This window comes from Streptomyces cellostaticus (genome assembly GCF_001513965.1).
Taxonomy (GTDB): domain Bacteria; phylum Actinomycetota; class Actinomycetes; order Streptomycetales; family Streptomycetaceae; genus Streptomyces; species Streptomyces cellostaticus.
On sequence record NZ_KQ948055.1, the window covers coordinates 1 to 17,667 of the forward strand.

The 17,667-nt window shown below is 67.0% G+C and carries 14 protein-coding genes and 7 pseudogenes; 16 read left to right on the forward strand and 5 right to left on the reverse strand.

Annotated features, from left to right (window positions below):
* Positions 1 to 56: 56 nt before the first annotated feature.
* The 9 genes and pseudogenes from AQI88_RS38965 to AQI88_RS44315 all read left to right on the forward strand — a co-directional run.
* A pseudogene (locus AQI88_RS38965) lies at positions 57 to 1,034 on the forward strand (ISAzo13 family transposase); the annotation flags it as partial.
* 595 nt (positions 1,035 to 1,629) lie between these two features.
* Positions 1,630 to 3,060 carry a group II intron reverse transcriptase/maturase gene (gene ltrA / locus AQI88_RS38970; protein ID WP_067009671.1) on the forward strand — a complete coding sequence of 477 codons (1,431 nt, stop codon included), beginning with the start codon at positions 1,630 to 1,632 and terminating at the stop codon, positions 3,058 to 3,060.
* Positions 3,061 to 3,181: 121 nt separating this feature from the next.
* A pseudogene (locus AQI88_RS38975) lies at positions 3,182 to 3,847 on the forward strand (ISAzo13-like element transposase-related protein); the annotation flags it as partial.
* Between the two features lie 65 nt (positions 3,848 to 3,912).
* Positions 3,913 to 4,071, forward strand: coding sequence for a hypothetical protein (locus AQI88_RS46315; protein WP_159050511.1), 159 nt, complete (start codon positions 3,913 to 3,915; stop codon positions 4,069 to 4,071).
* A 442-nt stretch (positions 4,072 to 4,513) separates the two neighbouring features.
* Positions 4,514 to 4,909 carry a hypothetical protein gene (locus tag AQI88_RS38980; RefSeq protein WP_067009674.1) on the forward strand — a complete coding sequence of 132 codons (396 nt, stop codon included), beginning with the start codon at positions 4,514 to 4,516 and terminating at the stop codon, positions 4,907 to 4,909.
* Between the two features lie 11 nt (positions 4,910 to 4,920).
* Positions 4,921 to 6,627 (forward strand): hypothetical protein, encoded by a 1,707-nt coding sequence (locus tag AQI88_RS38985; protein WP_067009676.1) that lies wholly within the window; start codon positions 4,921 to 4,923, stop codon positions 6,625 to 6,627.
* 252 nt (positions 6,628 to 6,879) lie between these two features.
* Positions 6,880 to 7,149, forward strand: a complete 270-nt coding sequence (locus AQI88_RS38990; RefSeq protein ID WP_067009679.1) for a DUF3761 domain-containing protein — start codon at positions 6,880 to 6,882, stop codon at positions 7,147 to 7,149.
* A 300-nt stretch (positions 7,150 to 7,449) separates the two neighbouring features.
* Complete coding sequence (locus AQI88_RS38995; protein ID WP_067009682.1) at positions 7,450 to 7,782, forward strand: helix-turn-helix domain-containing protein; 333 nt, start codon at positions 7,450 to 7,452, stop codon at positions 7,780 to 7,782.
* A gap of 85 nt (positions 7,783 to 7,867) precedes the next feature.
* A pseudogene (locus AQI88_RS44315) lies at positions 7,868 to 8,066 on the forward strand (transposase); the annotation flags it as partial.
* Positions 8,067 to 8,162: 96 nt separating this feature from the next.
* Here the strand turns inward: AQI88_RS44315 and AQI88_RS48910 are convergent.
* Positions 8,163 to 8,717: pseudogene (locus AQI88_RS48910) on the reverse strand (rhomboid-like protein); the annotation flags it as partial.
* Between the two features lie 212 nt (positions 8,718 to 8,929).
* On the opposite strand from AQI88_RS48910, the gene AQI88_RS39000 reads away from it, so the two are divergent.
* The 3 genes and pseudogenes from AQI88_RS39000 to AQI88_RS39010 form a co-directional block, all read left to right on the forward strand.
* Positions 8,930 to 10,036, forward strand: a complete 1,107-nt coding sequence (locus AQI88_RS39000) for a sensor histidine kinase (RefSeq protein WP_159050512.1) — start codon at positions 8,930 to 8,932, stop codon at positions 10,034 to 10,036.
* Entirely contained in the window at positions 10,033 to 10,701 is a 669-nt protein-coding gene (locus AQI88_RS39005; RefSeq protein WP_067009685.1) for a response regulator, read from the forward strand. The genes AQI88_RS39000 and AQI88_RS39005 overlap by 4 nt, the downstream gene beginning before the upstream one ends.
* Before the next feature lie 314 nt (positions 10,702 to 11,015).
* Positions 11,016 to 11,624 (forward strand): annotated as a pseudogene (locus AQI88_RS39010) (transposase); the annotation flags it as partial.
* A gap of 153 nt (positions 11,625 to 11,777) precedes the next feature.
* Here the strand turns inward: AQI88_RS39010 and AQI88_RS39015 are convergent.
* Positions 11,778 to 12,338 (reverse strand): TetR family transcriptional regulator, encoded by a 561-nt coding sequence (locus tag AQI88_RS39015; protein WP_208616032.1) that lies wholly within the window; start codon positions 12,336 to 12,338, stop codon positions 11,778 to 11,780.
* A gap of 85 nt (positions 12,339 to 12,423) precedes the next feature.
* Between AQI88_RS39015 and AQI88_RS39020 the strand changes: the two genes are divergently transcribed.
* Entirely contained in the window at positions 12,424 to 13,272 is an 849-nt protein-coding gene (locus AQI88_RS39020) for a patatin-like phospholipase family protein (RefSeq protein WP_067009692.1), read from the forward strand.
* 238 nt (positions 13,273 to 13,510) lie between these two features.
* Here the strand turns inward: AQI88_RS39020 and AQI88_RS39025 are convergent, their stop codons facing one another.
* The 3 genes and pseudogenes from AQI88_RS39025 to AQI88_RS48215 form a co-directional block, all read right to left on the reverse strand.
* Complete coding sequence (locus AQI88_RS39025; RefSeq protein WP_067009695.1) at positions 13,511 to 13,906, reverse strand: hypothetical protein; 396 nt, start codon at positions 13,904 to 13,906, stop codon at positions 13,511 to 13,513.
* Between the two features lie 218 nt (positions 13,907 to 14,124).
* Positions 14,125 to 14,637: a hypothetical protein gene (locus AQI88_RS39030; protein WP_067009698.1), complete on the reverse strand. Its 513-nt coding sequence runs from the start codon at positions 14,635 to 14,637 to the stop codon at positions 14,125 to 14,127.
* A gap of 57 nt (positions 14,638 to 14,694) precedes the next feature.
* Positions 14,695 to 15,021 (reverse strand): annotated as a pseudogene (locus AQI88_RS48215) (ISL3 family transposase); the annotation flags it as partial.
* A gap of 3 nt (positions 15,022 to 15,024) precedes the next feature.
* On the opposite strand from AQI88_RS48215, the gene AQI88_RS39040 reads away from it, so the two are divergent.
* The 3 genes and pseudogenes from AQI88_RS39040 to AQI88_RS39050 form a co-directional block, all read left to right on the forward strand.
* Entirely contained in the window at positions 15,025 to 15,855 is an 831-nt protein-coding gene (locus tag AQI88_RS39040) for a hypothetical protein (protein WP_159050513.1), read from the forward strand.
* Positions 15,852 to 16,640, forward strand: a complete 789-nt coding sequence (locus tag AQI88_RS39045) for a hypothetical protein (protein ID WP_067009703.1) — start codon at positions 15,852 to 15,854, stop codon at positions 16,638 to 16,640. The genes AQI88_RS39040 and AQI88_RS39045 overlap by 4 nt, the downstream gene beginning before the upstream one ends.
* 13 nt (positions 16,641 to 16,653) lie before the next feature.
* Positions 16,654 to 17,532, forward strand: a pseudogene (locus AQI88_RS39050) (Tn3 family transposase); the annotation flags it as partial.
* Positions 17,533 to 17,667: the final 135 nt, after the last annotated feature.

Sequence of the window (17,667 nt, forward strand, 5' to 3'; positions counted from 1 at the left end):
AAGGGCTTGCAGATCATCAACGTGTTGCTTCCCGTTCTGGAGCTCGTTGGTGTGGTATGCGCATCCCGGACGAGGCTCGTGCCCAACTCGCTGTGAAGTTCGCGGTGTTGTTCCCGCATCTGGACGAGCGGCAGCGGCGGTTGCTCATGGGAGTGGAGGCCCGGGTGCTGGAGCATGGCGGTATCCGGGCCGTCGCGCGGGCAGCTGCGGTGAGTGAGACGACGGTCCGCAAGGGCGTGTTCGAGCTGGAGGCCGGAGAGGAGCTGTTGGGCCGGGTGCGGCGGCCTGGCGGGGGCCGCAAGCGAGTCGCGGATCTCGATCCGGGACTGCGGCCCGCGCTGCTGGCGCTGGTCGAGCCGGACGAGCGGGGTGATCCGATGTCGCCGCTGCGGTGGACGGTGAAGTCGACCCGCACCCTTGCGCGGGAGCTGGCCCGGGCCGGGCACAAAGTGAGTGCGGACACCGTCGCCGACCTGTTGCGGGAGGAAGGCTTCAGTCTGCAGGCGAACGCCAAGACGCTGGAGGGCGGACAGCATGCGGACCGCGATGCCCAGTTCCGCTATCTCAACGAGCAGGCACGCGGGCACCGGGACGCCGGCCAGCCGGTGATCAGCGTGGACACCAAGAAGAAGGAATTGGTCGGCGAGTTCAAGAACAGCGGTCGTTCGTGGCGGCCAGCGGGTGAGCCGGCGCCGGTGCACATCCATGACTTCGCCGACCCGCACCTGGGCAAGGCCATCCCCTATGGGGTCTACGACGTGGCGGCGAACACCGGCTGGGTCAACGTCGGCACCGATCACGACACCGCCGCGTTCGCGGTGGAATCGATCCGACGCTGGTGGTCAGGCCAGGGTCAGGCCGCCTACCCACAGGCGACACGGCTGCTGATCACCGCCGACGCGGGCGGCTCCAACGGCTACCGGACCAGGGCCTGGAAGCTCCAACTCGCCCGGCTCGCCGCCGAGACGGGCCTGACCATCACCGTCTGTCACCTGCCTCCGGGCACATCAAAGTGGAACAAGATCGAGGTGCGCCACGATGCGCCACTGTTACCGGGCAGGGGTGAAAGAACCCTGCCGCCGGGCTGTCGCAGCAGTCCGGTGAAGCTGAGGGCAGCCGATCCGTGGAGACGCGCGGGGAGGTAGGAGCAGCCCTGACAACGACGGAGCGCGTCGGTACTTCCAGACGGCGCGTGTCCGGCAAGCAAGACGAGACGCCGTACGAGAGGAACCAGTGGCTGACGTCCCGTAAGTGTTCCACCGGCTCCAATCTGGAGGATATGGGCCGGGTGCAGCGCACGCCGCCCTGCCGGGCGGCGACTTCAGAGCCGGTCTTTCGATGCCGGTGAGGAGGCCACGCTGAATGCCTGCGGCGTAGGCGTGGCGATGCTGTCGGGGTAGAGCTGGGCGGCTCGCTCGTCGACCGGAGAGTGGTGAACGTGGGAAGCGTGCTGGAGGCGCCCTTCCCGGCTGGCATCCAGTCAGCCGGTGGGCAGGCCCGTCGTCGGCTGACGGCTCCAGCACGTGGCGGAGGCCCCGTAGTAGTCCGAGCGCACGAGAGGTGCGTACATGGCGAAGGGGGCCAGCAAGTCAGTGGCCGAAGTGCTGGACGACCAGGAGGTTTTCGCCGGTGAATACCGACGAACTTGAGTCTGCCACCTACGTGGCGGAGCGACGGGTACTGGAGATCCAGACCAAGCTGCACCGTTGGGCCCGTGATGATCCTCATCGCAGGTTCGATGACCTGTTCAACCTTGTCGCCGATCCCGCGTTCCTGCTGGTCGCATGGGATCGGGTGCGGGGTAATAGGGGTGCGAAGACCGCCGGGGTGGATGGCCGCACTGCGGCGTCCATCGTGGTGCGGACGGGCGTCGAGGAGTTCCTCGGCGGGCTGCGGGACAGCATCAAGGACCGTAGTTTCCGTCCGCTGCCGGTGCGGGAGCGGATGATCCCCAAGCCGGGCGGTAAGTTGCGCCGGCTGGGGATCGCCACGATCGCGGACCGGGTGGTGCAGGCATCCTTGAAGCTGGTGCTGGAGCCGATCTTCGAGACGGATTTCCTCCCGTGCTCCTACGGGTTCCGTCCGAACCGCCGGGCTCATGACGCGGTGGCCGAGGTGCGGTTCTTCACGTCCAAGTCGTATGAGTGGATCGTGGAGGGCGACATCAAAGCCTGCTTCGACGAGATTTCACACTCCGCTCTGATGGATCGGGTGCGAAAGCGCGTCGGAGATCAACGTGTCCTGGCCTTGGTGAAGGCGTTCTTGAAGTCGGGCATCCTCGGCGAGGATCGTCTGCTTCGGGAGACCACCGCCGGTACCCCGCAGGGTTCGATTCTCTCGCCGTTGATGAGCAACGTGGCCTTGTCGGTCCTGGACGAGTACATCGCCCAGGCGCCAGGAGGCCCCGGGTCTACGCCGTGGGCACGGGCCAAGCGGCGTCGTCAAGGTTTGCCCAACTACCGGCTTTCCAGGTACGCGGACGACTGGTGCCTGATGGTCTCGGGCACCAAAGGCGACGCCGAAGCTCTGCGCGAGGAGATCGCGGAGGTGTTGTCCACGATGGGTTTACGCCTGTCTGTGGAGAAGACCTTGATCACTCACATCGACGAGGGGCTGGACTTCCTCGGGTGGCACATCCAGCGCCACCGCAAACGGGGCTCCAGTCGCTGCTACGTCTATACCTATCCCTCGCGCAAGGCTCTCAAGGCCGCGATGGGCAAGGTCAAGGCGATCCGCCGCGGAACGGCCACCGGCCTGCCGCTGGACGAACTGCTCATTCAGATCAACAAGATGCTGTTCGGCTGGTGCATGTACTTCCGCCCCGGGGTGTCGAGTGCGACCTTCCAGTACCTGAGCTCGTACACGTGGAGCCAGGTCATGAAGTGGCTGCGCCGCAAGCACCACCGGATCAACAGGAAGGACATCCGCCGCCGATATTGCGGTGGCGGATGGTGGCCATCAGGGGAGGAACGGACGCTGTTCGATCCCGGCAAGGTACGCACCACGCGCTACCGATACCGAGGGACAGTCATCCCTTCTCCCTGGCCAACCGTCGGATGAAGGCAATCATCAACAGCCGGACGGGACTTGTGGAGCGCCCGGTGCCGCGAGAGTGGCACGCCGGGTGCGGGAAGCGGCCCAGAGAAACGGCTCGATCGAAAGACGAGACCGCGCTCTGGGCCGACTTCACCACCGGCTCTTCTCCCACATCACCATGAACTGGCGCGGACGCCCGCTGACCAGCCACGAAGTCATCGTCCAGTCCATCGCCGCGACCACGACCCGCACGGGTCTGCGCGTCACGGCCGAGCTGGACACCAACACCTACCCGACTGGAGTCGCCATCGATGACGCAGAGATGGCAGCCCTGCCACTGACCCGCCACATCTTCCACGGCGACTGGAACTACACCCTGCACCCCCAGCCCTGCCCGGCCATCCCGGCCGCCCGGTCACCGCAACCGCCAGCGCCGGTGTGGGACCAGACCCTGCTCTCCGACCCCGCCCTGACCGGCCTCTCCTCTCACCAGCTGCACGACCTGACCCAGACTCTGGCCCCAGACGGGGACACCCAGCGCGGCCGCCCGCCCCGGCTCGCCTTCCCCGACCAGGTCCTGGCCACCTTGCTCCACCTGCGCGTCAACCTGGCCGCGGAACCCCTCGCCGTACTGTTCGGCAGCAGCCGCACCGCCATGCACCGCACCCTGCTGAAGATCAGGAGACTGCTCGAGGCACACGCCATCAGCCTCCCACCGGCGACCACCCCACCCGCCGCCCTCGCAACCCTCCAAGCCCGAGTCCTCGCCCTAAGCAATGACCCCAACAGCAAGATCAAGACGACGCGTTGATGATCTGCTAGCCCTTAGGCACGAACAGACGAGGAGGATGAAGTGGTCGACGAGGAGGGTCGGCCATGCTGATGCAGGCGAGCGTCGGTTTCGGAATGCTGTACCGGCTGGTCCTCGCCAAGGCCGCTCAGGACCTCCTGAGAGGTCAGGGCGCCCAGACCATACGGGTTTCCGCCCAGGGGTGGCCGTACGGCCAGATGGGGGTGATCTCGCCACTGCCCTGAGGCGAACAGGCCTGTGAGGACGACCGCTTCGGGGTAGGTGGCCAGCTCGATCCGGGCCTCGGAAGACGGTGGGGATCGCCCAATGGGTCCTGGCTCAGCAAGTCGAGTCGGCGGTTCCACCGCTGCCGAGGGAGCTCAGTGCTGCTCTCTTTGGTGAACCACCTGGTCGGGCGGTTGCGGGCGTTGATGTAGGTCAGTGCGGTGGAGGGGTGGGAGCCTCGGCGGGCGATCCGCTGATGGTGCCGGTTGGCCCGCAGCAGTGCATCAGCACTGGTCGGTGCCGAAATCCTGGTCAAGATCCTCCTCGGGACGCGGCTGCGCAGCGAACCTGTGCTTGTGTCAAAGACGTTGGTGCCCACTCTGGTCTTCGCCTACTGTGGTGGATTAGCTACGGAGGAACGCATGCCGGTGGTCCGATGGTCGCGCAACGCAGGAGGCTCGGATGGGCGACGTTCCGCGGAGGATTCGAATCGGCGGTCTGACACGGCTTGAGCAGCGCGAGTTAGCAGACGCGCTACCTGCGGAACGGGTGGATTCGGCCCAGGAGGACATCAGGCTCGGCGGGCTCCATGGCGATCTTGCTACCTGGCAGGTTGTCATCGAGGCATACGTTCCGACACTGCCCTTGCTCGCGGCATGGCTGCTGAAGCGACGCAAGAAGTCCGTTGTCGAAGTCGAGATCGAGATTCGGTCCTCCGATGGCGTGGGGTGGGAGCGTCGATCGGTGCGGATCGAGAGTTCTGAGCAGTCCGCTCCTGACGCAGAAGTCCTGCGCCAGCTCACGGAGCTGACGCAGCTGCGCCAGGCAGTCGACGGGGCAACGAGCGAGCCGCGGTAAGCGGCAGCAGGATGCGCCATTTCACCGACGCGTTCACCAACCAGGCGGTTCTCTCACCCGAGCAGGTTTGCCAGTGGCTGCCGGAGTTGGTGCGGGCAGATGGAAAACCTCCGGCTGACTTCATGCCCGCGTTTCTTCACGAGGCAACGCATCACTGGTGTTTCTCCTCGCCGGTGTACACGCTGGTCACGCTGCTCGGGATGCGCAGCCGGGTCGAGGCGTTCCTCGCTCTGGAGGCGTCGACCCCAGCGCAGCGGGCGCACTGGGAAGCGCGATCCGTCGAGGATCTCTTGCGCGCCGAGACCGTCACGGACGTTTACCGTCCGCTCGCCGAGGGGCTTGCGGCCTTCGCCGAATTCGACCTGCTACCGGCACCGTGGAACCGGCTGCTGCCCGCGCCACTCCGGTGGGCGGTGAAGTTTTACGGAGCACGAACCGTGGTCGACGTCGCTCAGGTCAGACTCGGCGACGAGGTACGCCGCCGGAAGGAATCCCTGCTCGCCCAGCCGCTGTCGTGTCAGGACAGCGACGGCTACCTCGCGGGCTATCTGACCGTCAAAATGCTGCAGAACCGTTGGTCTCTCGACCACCCGGAACCCGGGCTCTGGACCTCCGACCAGTTCCTTGAGATCGCCTACCACCGGTTCTACGAGGACGAAGACCTGATCGCGCTCCTGCTTGACCCCGGCCAGCGCGCTCCCGCGTCCATGAACACGCTCGTCGCGTACCTGGCCCAAAGAATCCAGGGCAGTTTCATGGGCATCGCGGCCCGACTGGCTGACGAACAGCGCGCCAGGATGGGGGCGGTGAGGACTGCGGGCCCGATCCGCTACACGGCGCCAGTGGTCTCCGAGGACGTCGGCCCCGGGTTCGCCGGCCTGTGGCAGATGGTGTTTGCGGATCTTCCGATTGACATGAGTTCAGCCGGCCTCGAGTCTGGCCAACTCGCGCGCCACTTCTCACTGATTCTGCACAGCCGCGATCTGATGCTGATCGGCGAGCTGCCGTGCACCGTCGACATCCGTGACGGACGGGCACACGTGTTCGCCAACGGCCGTGAGGTGGCGAGCTTGGCGATGGGGAAGTCGCCCGAGGGCCGATGCACCCCAGCCATTCTCTACCTCTACCTCATGACTCGCGGCGGGCAGCGGGTGGTGGCCGTCGCTGCAACCGAGCCGGACTTCAGCTTGTTCTGCTCATCGGATCCTCCCTGGTCCACCGGTCCGGTGTGGTCCAGCAACCCTGAGATCGCAGGCAACAGCGAGTTCGCACTGGAGGGGCTCGTTCTCGGCAGGCTCTCGCATTCCCTGGCTCAGGAGCTCATCTCTTCACGCGCTGCGGCTTTCGGTCAGTTTCCGGGGCTGCGCCGAGTGGGCGGCTATCGACGGCAGACCCGAGGGTTCCTCGACCCGATCTACCGGCTGTGCGGTGCGCTCGACGTACCCGAGGACCAATTAGAGCCCGTCTGGGCCCTCATGCGCGACGAGGGTTTCTACGGCCTGTTCGACCATGACGCCGACCTGGTTCAGGCCCTTGCCACGGCCGGACTCGTCAGTTCTGCCGGTCTCGTCGGAAATCTTGAATGGGTGTTCGAGAGGATGGGTATGACCGGCGATGCGGCTGTCGCGTCCCTGCGAAGGTTTGCGGACCGATTCGGCATGTTCCGCATTGCCGACGGGCGCGACGAGCCTCCCGGGCGCCTGTTCTGTTCGGTGTGACGGGCGGTCATGCTCCTAATTGCGACGCTGTGCCGCTCGAAAGATCGTCGCTGCACGTCAGCACGCCGCTGTCATGTGTATGGGCGGAAACGCCGAAGAGATCACCGGGCCGTGCGGGGCGCAACCACTCCGACTGGCAGCCGCAGACCGCACTGCTCGGGCTTTCAGCCCGACTGTCCGAAGTCGGGCCCCATGTCGTTCAAAACGCTATAAACTCCCGCTGCACTTGTTCCACATCAAAGGGGGGATCCTTTGCGCGCACGTCTCGCCGCCTCGGCCGTTGCTGTCGCCCTCGCCGGTGTCTTCTTCAGCGCACCGACGGCGTCCGCGGCGACCTTGCCGTCCACCAACACCGCCCATCACTGCATCCACCACACCACTGGAGTGTGCGGCTGGACGCACCACCAAAAGCCCAAGGACAAGTACGAGACCGCGAAGTGCAGGGACGCGTCCCTCTCGTACTCGCGGCACTCGCAGGGCACCTGTTCCCACCACCACGGCGTGCGCTACTGGTTCAAGTAGGCCGCCGCAGCAACAGGTGCCTCCCCTGTGTCCGGAGGAGGCACCTGTGCTCTCGGGCACCGGCTCATGAACCGGCGTCGCCTGCCGACAGCGGCAGATCCTCTGAGGTCGCGCAAGAGGCCCACTGACCCAACAGGGTGACTCTGCGTCAGTACACGGAAGCGTTGCTGCAAGCCAGCGGCCCTTACGGGGAGTGCTGGGGGGTAGTTTTTTCACCAACCGCGTTTTTAGTCATAGCTAAAGGTGGCATCCTCATGGGGTGGCAACGAACGTTGCTTCTGAGTGAGTTGGGGGTGCACCATGGGCATTTTCGCCCGTGACGAGAGCCGGACGAACTTAGCGGCTTCCCGGATAGCGAGGCAGGCCACGGCCTCGCTGGCCGGCCTGCTGACGGGGCTGGGCAAGACCCGCTCCGATCTGGCGGCAGCGATGGGCGTCAGTCCGGGCCGCGTCAGCCAGATCATGTCCGGTGATGCGAACCTGACGGTCCGGACGCTCGCCGCTGTAGCGGAGGCGTTGGATGCCGACGTGCAGATCACCTTCCGTGCCCGACCTCAGCCAGCGGACGCCACTGCCTGCGGCAGTACAGACACACCGCCCTTCAAGAGCAGCGGGCTGCCTGCCCACCGCTGAGCGTGAGAGCCGGCGCCTGTGTCTCAAAGCCATCACTCGGTGGCGGATCACTAACACCGTGAGGCCTTTCCAACCTCAGGCGGACATGGACGGCATGGCCGAATGGCAGAACCGCCCCCTCGACCGCGTCTACCCGGGTCCTGTTCATGGACGCCATCAACGTCAAGATCGGGGACGGGCAGGTCGCAAACCGTCCCATCTACGTGGTGATGGCGGTGGCCGTGGACGGCACCCGCGACATCCTCGGCATCTGGGCCGGCGACGGGGGCGAGGGCGCCAAGTTCGGTCTGAAGCGGCGCTGCGCGTAACGTCAGTCGGTGCAGGTAGCGGTGGCGGGCATCGGACGACCGCAGACCCCATGCCAGCAGCATACCGGTGAACAGTGCCGTCACGTGGCCGACGGGAGTGACCCCCAGCGTGGTCAGGCCGCTCGTGATGTGCGGTGCGCGCACCGCGAGCGCGGCGAGCGCGATCCATCGGTGCCACCGCCTGGCCCCCGCTGCCACCACGGCGGCCAGGGCCGAGACGATCACGTAGGACGGGCCGACGTCCAGCGTCGCACGCAGCGCCGGGTCTGCTTGGCCCGCCGCGATCCGCGCTGCCAGGAGCCCTTCGCTCACCAGTGTGCCGAGGACTTGGCCGGCCGCGATCAGCACGACCGCCCGCATGTTGCCGAAGCGGATGACGAGGAACGCCAGTATGGCCCCGGCGAGGGCGATGCTGCGCAGACAGGCCCAGGGATCGGCGCCGAACAGGAAGGCGGAGGCGATGAGCGCCTCCACAGGATGATCATCCATATTGGCCAGGTTGGTCGATGCCCAGGCGTTCACCGCGTGATCAGCGCCGTACGTCAGGGACGACGCGGCGGCGAGCAGGGCGAAGCCCCAGGGCACAGGGGAAAGCCATCGGCGGGCGGACGTCCGGGAGAGATCCATGTGGCCGACCCTGGCAAAGGGTGCCCGCCCCGCGGATCTGGCCACGGAATGACCGGCTGATCTCTGTCCCTGGACAGAGGCGGATGATCGCCCTCCCGGCTAGGGTCGGATGCGTGCGAGGCATGATGGTGAGGCATGACGTGGCGTCCTTCGCCAGAGGACTGAAGCCGACTCAGCTGATCGGGCTGGATGTGCTTTTGGCCATGGTCCTGATGGCGTCGAACGTCTTGTGGTGGACGCTTGGCACGCACCGCACGGGCTGGCCGGCATGGCAGACCGTGCTGACGTGCTCGTTGGGCGTGGCCGTCGCCGTCCGGCGGCTGCTACCACTGCCTGCACTGGCGGTGGCGTCGGTGGTGATGGCCACCGACGGAGCGCTCAGCCTGACGGGGGTGCTGGCGACTGCCTTGTTGGTGTACGGGGTGGCGATCGCCCGACCTGTGCGTGTCGCGGCGTACGCGAGCGCGGTGGCAGGCGCCGCACAACTCGCCTTGATGATCCCTATGCAGGGCATAACAGGGCACGACTACTGGGGGTGGCCGGGGATGAGCCAAAGCCTCATCGTCGAGGCCGCCGCCTGGGCGATCGGGTGGTCCACCAGACGGGGCCGCGCCTATTCCCAGGGCCTGGTCGAGCAGGCCGAGGAGCGGGCACGGCGCACGCTCGTCGAGGAACGCATACGCATCGCCCGGGAGTTGCACGACGTCGTCGCGCACAGCCTGAGCGTCATCGCGGTGCAGGCGGGCGTCGGCCACCACGTGATCGGCAGCCGACCCGACCAGGCCGCGAAATCCCTCTGCGCGATCGAGACCACCAGCAGGGCCGCGCTGGGGGAGCTGCGCTCCCTGCTGGGTGTCCTGCGCGACGACGACGGCGCCGAATGGCTGCCCGGCGGCCTCGACGACCTCAGCACACTCATCGAACAGACCCGACGGGCCGGCGTGCAGGTCGAGTTGACGACCAGCGGTCACCCACACGCCTTGCCCCGAGGTCTGGACCGCGCCGCCTACCGCATCGTGCAGGAAGCCCTGACCAACGTCGTCAAGCACGCCCGCACCAGCCACGCCCGGGCGACGGTCGCCTACGCGCCGGGCGAGGTCACTCTCACGGTCGTCGACGCCGGAGCCGGCAGCACGACCACCCCGATCACCGAGGGCCATGGCCTGACCGGCATGAAGGAACGCGCCGCCCTCTACGGCGGCGAGGTCCACGCCGGCCCGCTCTCCCCGCACGGCTTTCGCGTCACCGCCCGGCTGCCGTACGCCACGGACGAGCGAACAGCCCAGTTCCCCGTGGGCGCCGACCTGGAGGGTGCATGACAGTGCGGGTCGTCGTGGTGGACGACGAGACGCTGGTGCGTGCCGGGTTCCGGGTGCTGCTCGAGTCGGAAGAGGACCTCCAGGTCGTGGGTGAGGCGGCCGACGGGACCCAGGCGGTCAGGGTGATCCGCGAACAACGCCCCGACGTCGCCCTGATGGACATCCGGATGCCCGGGCTCAATGGCATCGAGGCCATCCGCGCGCTGCTCGGCGGCCCGTCTCCGGTGCCCGTCCACGTCCTGGTGCTCACCACCTTCGACCTGGACGAGTACGTCTTCGAGGCGCTCCGCGCAGGCGCCGCGGGCTTCCTCCTGAAGGACACTCCACCCGCTCGCTTGATCGACGCCGTGCGGGTGATCGCCACCGGGGAGTCGCTGCTGTCACCCGGCGTCACCCGCAAGCTCATCGAGACCTACGTCCGCCGCCCCGGCTACCCCGGCCCGGTCACCCGCACCCTGGACGGTGTGACCGGCCGCGAGCGGGACGTGCTGGGCCTGATCGCACGTGGCCTGTCCAACCACGAGATCGCGGCCGAGCTGTATCTGACCGTCGGCACGGTCAAGACCCACGTCAGCCACCTGCTGACGAAGCTGGGTGCCAGGGACCGGGCCCAACTCGTCATCGCCGCCTACGAAAGCGGACTGGCAGGGCCCGCACGTCGTTGAAGCAGGACGAGCAGGACCCAGTTGTGGGGCAGGAGGTTCACGCCTCGGCCGGTGCGATCCACGCGGGGCACGACACAGCCCAGCCACCCGCGGATGGGTCAATCGGCTTGACGCCCGTCCTGGCGAGCCGGACGTACCCCACCCCGACGCCCTCGAGTTGGCTTCGCAACCCTCGTGCTGCACCGGAGGTCCTGCTTTCATGCGCCCACCCGGCCAAGATCCCCCGACCAGGGATCCCGTTCGATCAGAACGGTCCTCATGATCGATAGGGCAACGGCGTCTTAGGAGCGCCTGACGGCCCGTCGACAGTCGGCGTCCGGCTCGGCGTCTTCGCCAAACTCAAGCAGATCGCACTGGAGTCCTACGGCCGGATCGTCGGCCTCGTACTCGACCAGATCGCCGTCGACGGCTCTATCACCAAAGCCCCCGGCGGCGGCGAGGTCGCAGGACGGTCGCCGGTCGATCGCGGTAAACAGGGCCTGAAGCGCTCGGGCATGACGGACGGCTATGGAATCCCGCTGGGTCGCGTGCTGGCCGGAGCGAACCGTCACGACTCCCCGCTGCTCGCCCCGACCCTGGACCGCCTGGACGATCTGGGACCGCTGCCCGGCGACATCACCGTGCACCTGGACGCCGGCTACGACTCAGACAAGACCCGCGCCCTGCTCGACGAACGTGGCCTGCTCGGCCGCATCGCGCGCAAGGGCGAGAAGGCGCCGATCCAGGCAAGTCAGAGGTGGCACGTCGAACGCACCCACACCTGGCAGAACGCCTTCCACCGCCTCGCCCGCTGCTACGAGCGCCGCGCCACCGTCATCGATGCGTTCTTCGACCTCACCGACACCATCATCACGGTACGTAGCCTGATCCGTCGGGCATGGGCGACCCACCGATGGGACGGACGCCCGAACCGCCGCCCGTGACCAGACGCCAACTCTTGGGCGAAACCGACCATCAGACCGCCCGATGCGATCGCGGCATCGCTCCGACTCGGCGGTGTTCCCGGCCCTGACATCGGGCCGGCTTCCGTCCTTGCCCGGGGCGGTGCCACCCTGGCAAAACCTTGCCAGGACCGCTCACTGGTTCAGGAGTTCAGCGAAGCGGTCGAGCGCACGATCGGTGCGGTGGCGGTCGCCGGTAGCTGTGAGATCGAACAGCAAACCCCGGACAACGGCCATGACCAACGTGGACGTGACGGTGTCGTCAGGACCGGTGGAGACGTCGCGGAATGTGGCACCGACAGTGTCGAACCAGTCCGTGATCGCCTCGCCCTGGTCGGGGTAGTTCTCGGGGTGGACCAGGCCGTCGGCGTGCACCTCGAAGAACAGCCGGACGAACGGGGCACGTTCGTCTGCGCTGATCCACTCCCAGATGCCACGCAGCCGCTCCTGCACGGAGCCCGTCTTTGGCGGAATGTGCTCGGCCAGGCGGACCGCACCTCGGCGACGGGCCTCGGCGAGGACCGCCGCGACCAACTCCTGTTTGCTGCCGAAGTCGTAGAGCAGCATCCGTGGGCTGGTGTCGAGGGCCTCGGCCAGTGGCCGCAGGCTCAGCCCGGCCAAGCCGTGCGCCAGCACATAGTCGGTCGCCTGCGCCAGCGTGCGCTCGCGACGGGCGGGATCAGCGGGTCGCCCCACGGTGGATCTCCTCTCAGCAACTCGGAGTTGAAACAGCATTAGCGAGTATATGGTACGACTGTTTCAATAACGAGGGGAGACCACCATGCACACCTTCGACCGAGCACTCGTCCTGGGTCCTGGGAGTCACGTCGGCACCGCCTGGATGGCAGGGCTGGCCTACGGATTGCGCCGCGATGGTGTGGAACTGGGCGAAGCCGACCTGATCGTCGGGACGTCGGCCGGCGCGATCGTCGCAGCGCTACTCGCCACCGGCCAGGACCCGGGGCGGCTCGCGACGTCGGCCCGCCAGCCAGCTCACCGGCTCAAGGTGGACCCCAGCCGGATGGGCGAGGTGTTCGCCGTACTCGGCGACCGCAGCCTGGAACCCGGCGAGGCCAGGCGTCGCGTCGGCCGGCTCGCGCTCGACAGCACCGACCTCCAGGCCGAGGAGGCGCTGATCGCGGGGCGCGCCGCCTTGATCGGTGCGGACGCGTGGCCGGAGCGGCGACTGCTGATCACCGCCGTGGACGCAACCACCGGTGAGCCCGTGGTGTGGGACCGCGACAGCGGCGTGCCGTTGGTGCACGCGGTGGCAGCGAGTAGCGCCTTCCCCGGGGCCGCGCCACCCGTTGCCATCGACGGCCGGCGGTACATGGACGGTGCGCTGCGTGCGGGCCCCAACGCCGATCTCGCTGTTGGAGCCCGCACGCTGGTCGTGGTCGAGCCGATGGCCCACCTGTTTCCCCGGGAGCCACTCAACCAGCAGTTGGCGGCCGTGGGGGCAGGCACCGTGGTGACCATCGGCCCCGATCCGGCCTCGGTGCGCGCCTTCGGCTCGGACATGGGCGACCTGGCAGCCTGGGAACCGGCCTACCAAGCGGGTCTTCGCCAGGCAGGCGACGTCGGCGCGCAACTCAGCTCCATGTGGAGGGCAGAAGCCGACGCGGGCTGACCGCTGATCAGGTCGGTGATGTGTGGGCGCTGGCAGTCCACCGGAGGGGTCGCCGCGTAGGCCGACCCCTCCCGCAGCACAGGCGCAGGTCTCCCCGGTGATCACAGAGCGTCGCAACTCGGTGATCACCAAGACCTGTGCCTGTCTTACTTCCGAGGTGGCCCCACCACGCCTATCTGCGCCACCACTTAGTGTGCGGCGCCGACTGTGTCAGAGTCGCACAGGCAGCCTGGACGGCTCAGTGGTCGCCCGTGTGCGGGCGCACGGGGCGTGGCAGTGGCTGATGCCAGTCGCCCAGCGTCGTGAGGAGAAACTGGCGGGCGAGAGAACGAATGTCGTCCCACGCCGAATCTGTGGCCAGAGCGCTGTCCCAGGGGCCGGCGCGGCGGGTGACGTCGATCTCGCCGATGCGACGGCCGATGGCCCGAAGATGACACTGATCCTCAGGCTCGAAGGCTCCGCGCTCCGCGAGCCCTTCGGACACGCGGCACATGAGCTCCACCTCTTCAACGACGTCCTTCGTCTCCAGCTCGCGCTCGCCCAGCCAGGCAAGTTGATCTTGGGTGTCGGCCGCTAGGAGGGCCGTAATGCGCAGCGTCCAGGTGCGCAGGTTCGCGTCGCCGAGATGGTTCATGCATGCATGATCGCACCCAGCTCCCGCAATCGTGTTCGGGTGTCCGGAGGGCGGCAACGGCCTGCGTGGCGGTCGCGGAGGGTTGAAGCGGAATGAGTACTGCTGCAATCGAACAGTGCCAGACGGCAGCGCCTCCCGTAGTCGTGAACATCTGCTGTCCGTTCTCAGGTTCTGGCTCGCTTTCCGTGAACCGGTCACGGTGAGACATGCGACGTAGCTCAAAGGCCGTGGTTCTGGTGCGCTTCTGTGGCGAGAAAGTCTCGCGCCGCGGAGGTGACCCGGTCGCGAATGTGCTGCTGGTCCGGAGGTTGATCGTTCGGCAGGTAGAGCCCTCTCGCCAGATCAGCGATGGGTTGCAGCGCGTCGGGGTAGTCGAGTTCGGCTGCAGCTTCCTCATAGATCAGCTTCGCTCCGTGCACCGGATCGAGTTGGCACGCCACGATCTGGCCGGCCCACCACTGGGCCGCGGTCCATCGCGCCTTGGCAAGATCTTCCGAGGTCAGCGGCAGCAGACCCAACTCTTCCAGCACAAGGTCGAACAGCTCGCGGGCCTGGGGATACTCACCACGCGCGAGGCCAGCCAGCAGGGGAAGCGAGGGAGCCTCGATGTCGGCCATCAGGGCGTCCAGGCCCAACTGGACCAGGTAAGCGTCCGAGGGGCGCTGCCAGGGTTCCATGGCCAAGTTGGCAGCGGCCATGCGGATCAGGCTGATCGCTACTACTGCGTCCACGCTGTCGCCTTCTCATCATCTTTCCGTAGAGGGAAGTCCTATCACCGAGAGCCGGTGTCAGGTGGCCAGCAATACGCGCTTGCGTAGCAGGCTGAAACCGGCTCGGCCGAACATCTGGCGCTTGAGCATCTTGATCCTGTTGACGTGTCCTTCGACGACGCCGGAGTTCCAGGGCAGGGTCAGGCCGGCGATGACGGCGTCGCGGTCTCGATCGATGCCGGCTGCGAGAGTGTGGAGACTGGGAAGGTCGTCCTGGCGGACGGCGTCGAGCCACTGCGGGAGTCGTTTCCCCTGCCGCTCGGTGAGCATCTGGGCGAAGGACGGGACGTGAGCGGTCAGGGCGTCGAGTTCAGGGCAGTTGGCCAGTATGGCCTTGAGCCGGAGCTGGTGGCCCTGCAGTTCCTCGCCTGGCTCGACGAGCACGGCCTCGACCTGGGCGAACTTCGACAAGACGGCCTCGACCGCTGGCTGGACGCGGGCAACACCCGCACCTACTCGATCCGCTATTTCCTGTCCTGGACCGCCAGCCGCGGTCTTACCGGGAAGCTCATGGTCCCCTCCATCCCGCGTCAGCAGCCCAGCCAGCTGATGGACGAAGAAGGCCGCTGGAAGCTGCTGAAACGGTGTCTGACCGACTCCAGCATGGCCCTGGACACCCGGGCCGCAGGCGCACTGATCCTGCTCTTCGGCCTGCATGCCTCCCACGTCCGGCACCTCACCGCGACCCAACTCACCCGCCGCGACGGCAACAGCTACCTCGCCGTCGACCGGCACCCGATCCTGCTGCCGCCCCGGCTCGCCAGTCTCCTTCACCAGCTGGCCGAAGCACCCCACACCCGGGCTGCTCTCACGCGCACCAACCGCGGCGAGCCCTGGCTCTTCCCCGGCCTCGTCCCCGGCCGCCCCACCTCGCAGACCGGCCTCAGCTCGAAACTCCTGCCCCACGGCATCGACACCCGACCGGCCCGGAACGCGGCCTTGGTCGCGCTCGCAGGCGACCTGCCCGCACCAGTCCTCGCCAGCATCCTCGGCCTCCATCCCAACACCGCCGTCCGCTGGTCAGGCTTCGCCAAGACCTCCTGGGCCGACTACCTCGCAGCCGGAGCCCACGACATGCGGCGGCATCCGAGCAAGAATGTCCAGGACGGAGTCGCCCGTCTCCTTCAAGCAGAAACCCGCAGGACAACTGCCACTGACTCCGAGACCATCGGCCAATGACCACAGAACCGCATCTGCTGTCCCTCCGCATCGTCGTGCCACCGCTGGGAAGCCGACACGGCACCGTGGAATGCCGACCGATCATCAACGGACGAGACATCCTGGCCGACGTGTTCGACAAGGGGCCGGCAGATGACCCTCGGTATCTGTTGGCGCCGGATTCGCCGCTTCACGCGACAGACACCCCCCGCGAGGTTCGGCTTGCCGAGGCCGAGTGCACGGAAGGATGCTGCGGCGCTGTCTACGTGACCATCAGGCGCGAGGGACAACACGTGATCTGGAGCGGCTGGCGCAACCCGGATGAGGACGATATCGACCTCCCAGAGCTTCGATTCGACGTCAATCAGTACGACGTGGAGATCCGCCGGGCCTCGACCGACCACAGCTGGGAGTGGCCGGCCCGAACAGTCGCCAGGCTGCTGGAGCAACGGCTCCGGGAGCGTGTCGGCTGGCTGACGACCTGGGAATGCGAACTGGGAGCCGTTTCAGCTTGGCACTGGGAACCTGACCAGATCAGTGTCTTCCTGTTCCATCCCGGCCGTTCCGCGATCAGAGAAGACCATCCCTGGCTGCAGTTCAGGATGATCCTTCCGGTTTCCGGAGACGACCCGGGTGACCAAGCAGAGTGCCTTGAGGCGCGTTTCACGGCCGAAGACCCCCGCGAGGTCGCCGAGGTTTGCGGCGGCTCAAAGGAGTTCGCCGATCAGCTCGGCTACCCCTGGCCAGGCCCGCGACGCCGAGCACGAAGCGCGGTTGAGGCGAGGATTACGACACGCCAGGAATAAGTGATCTCTGCCAGTAAACGACCAGGTCTTCGGGATCGGGCAGATGGTGGTGCCGGGCACGCCCCGCGACTCCCTGCACATCCTGGACGCTCTGCTGAACCTGGACGGCGGGGTGAAGCCGGAGATGGTCGCCACCGACAACGCCTCCTACTCCGACATGGTGTTCGGACTGTTCAAGATCCTGGGCTACAACTTCTCCCCGCGATTCAAGGACCTGGACGACCAACGGTTCTGGCGGGCGGAGATGGACGGGATCGAGACCGGCGGCTACGGGCCGCTCACGGACCTGGCCCGCACCAACAAGGTGAACCTGAAGAAAGTGACCACCCAGTGGGAGGACATGCTGAAAGTGGCCGACTCGCTGGTCACCAACCAGGTGCAGGCCTATGACCTGCTGCGGATGTTCGGCAACCATGGACGGCCCACGCCGCTGGGGCAGGCGTTCGCCGAGTACGGGCGCATCGCCAAGACCCTGCACCTGCTCCAGGTCGTCGACCCGGTCGATGACACCTACCGGCGGCAGATGGGCAAGCAGCTCAGCGTCCAGGAGTCCCGCCACACCCTCGCCCGGGACATCTGCCACGGCAAGCGCGGCACCATCCACCAGGCATACCGAGACGGAATGGAAGATCAACCAGGGTCACTGGGACTGGTGTTGAACGCCGTCGTGCTCTGGACGACGAAGTACATCGACGCCGCGGTCGCCCAGCTGCGCGCCGAGGGCCACGAGATCAGCGATGAGGATGTCGCCCGCCTGTCCCCGCTGAAGTTCAAGAACCTCAACGTCCTGGGCCGCTACAGCTTCACCCCCTCCACCCCGCGCCAGGGCCTGCGCCCGCTGCGTGACCCGGACGCCGCCGAGCTGGACGAGGACGACGACGCCCTGGACTGACTGCGCCTTCCGGTGCGCTCGCGTGTGTCACCACGCCGCAGTCCCGCCCAGGGGGTGAAGCTGGGAAGGTGATGACGACCTGCGGAGAGTGCGGGGCGTGGGAGTGCCGCAAGGTCTTCGGCCTCGCCACCGCGG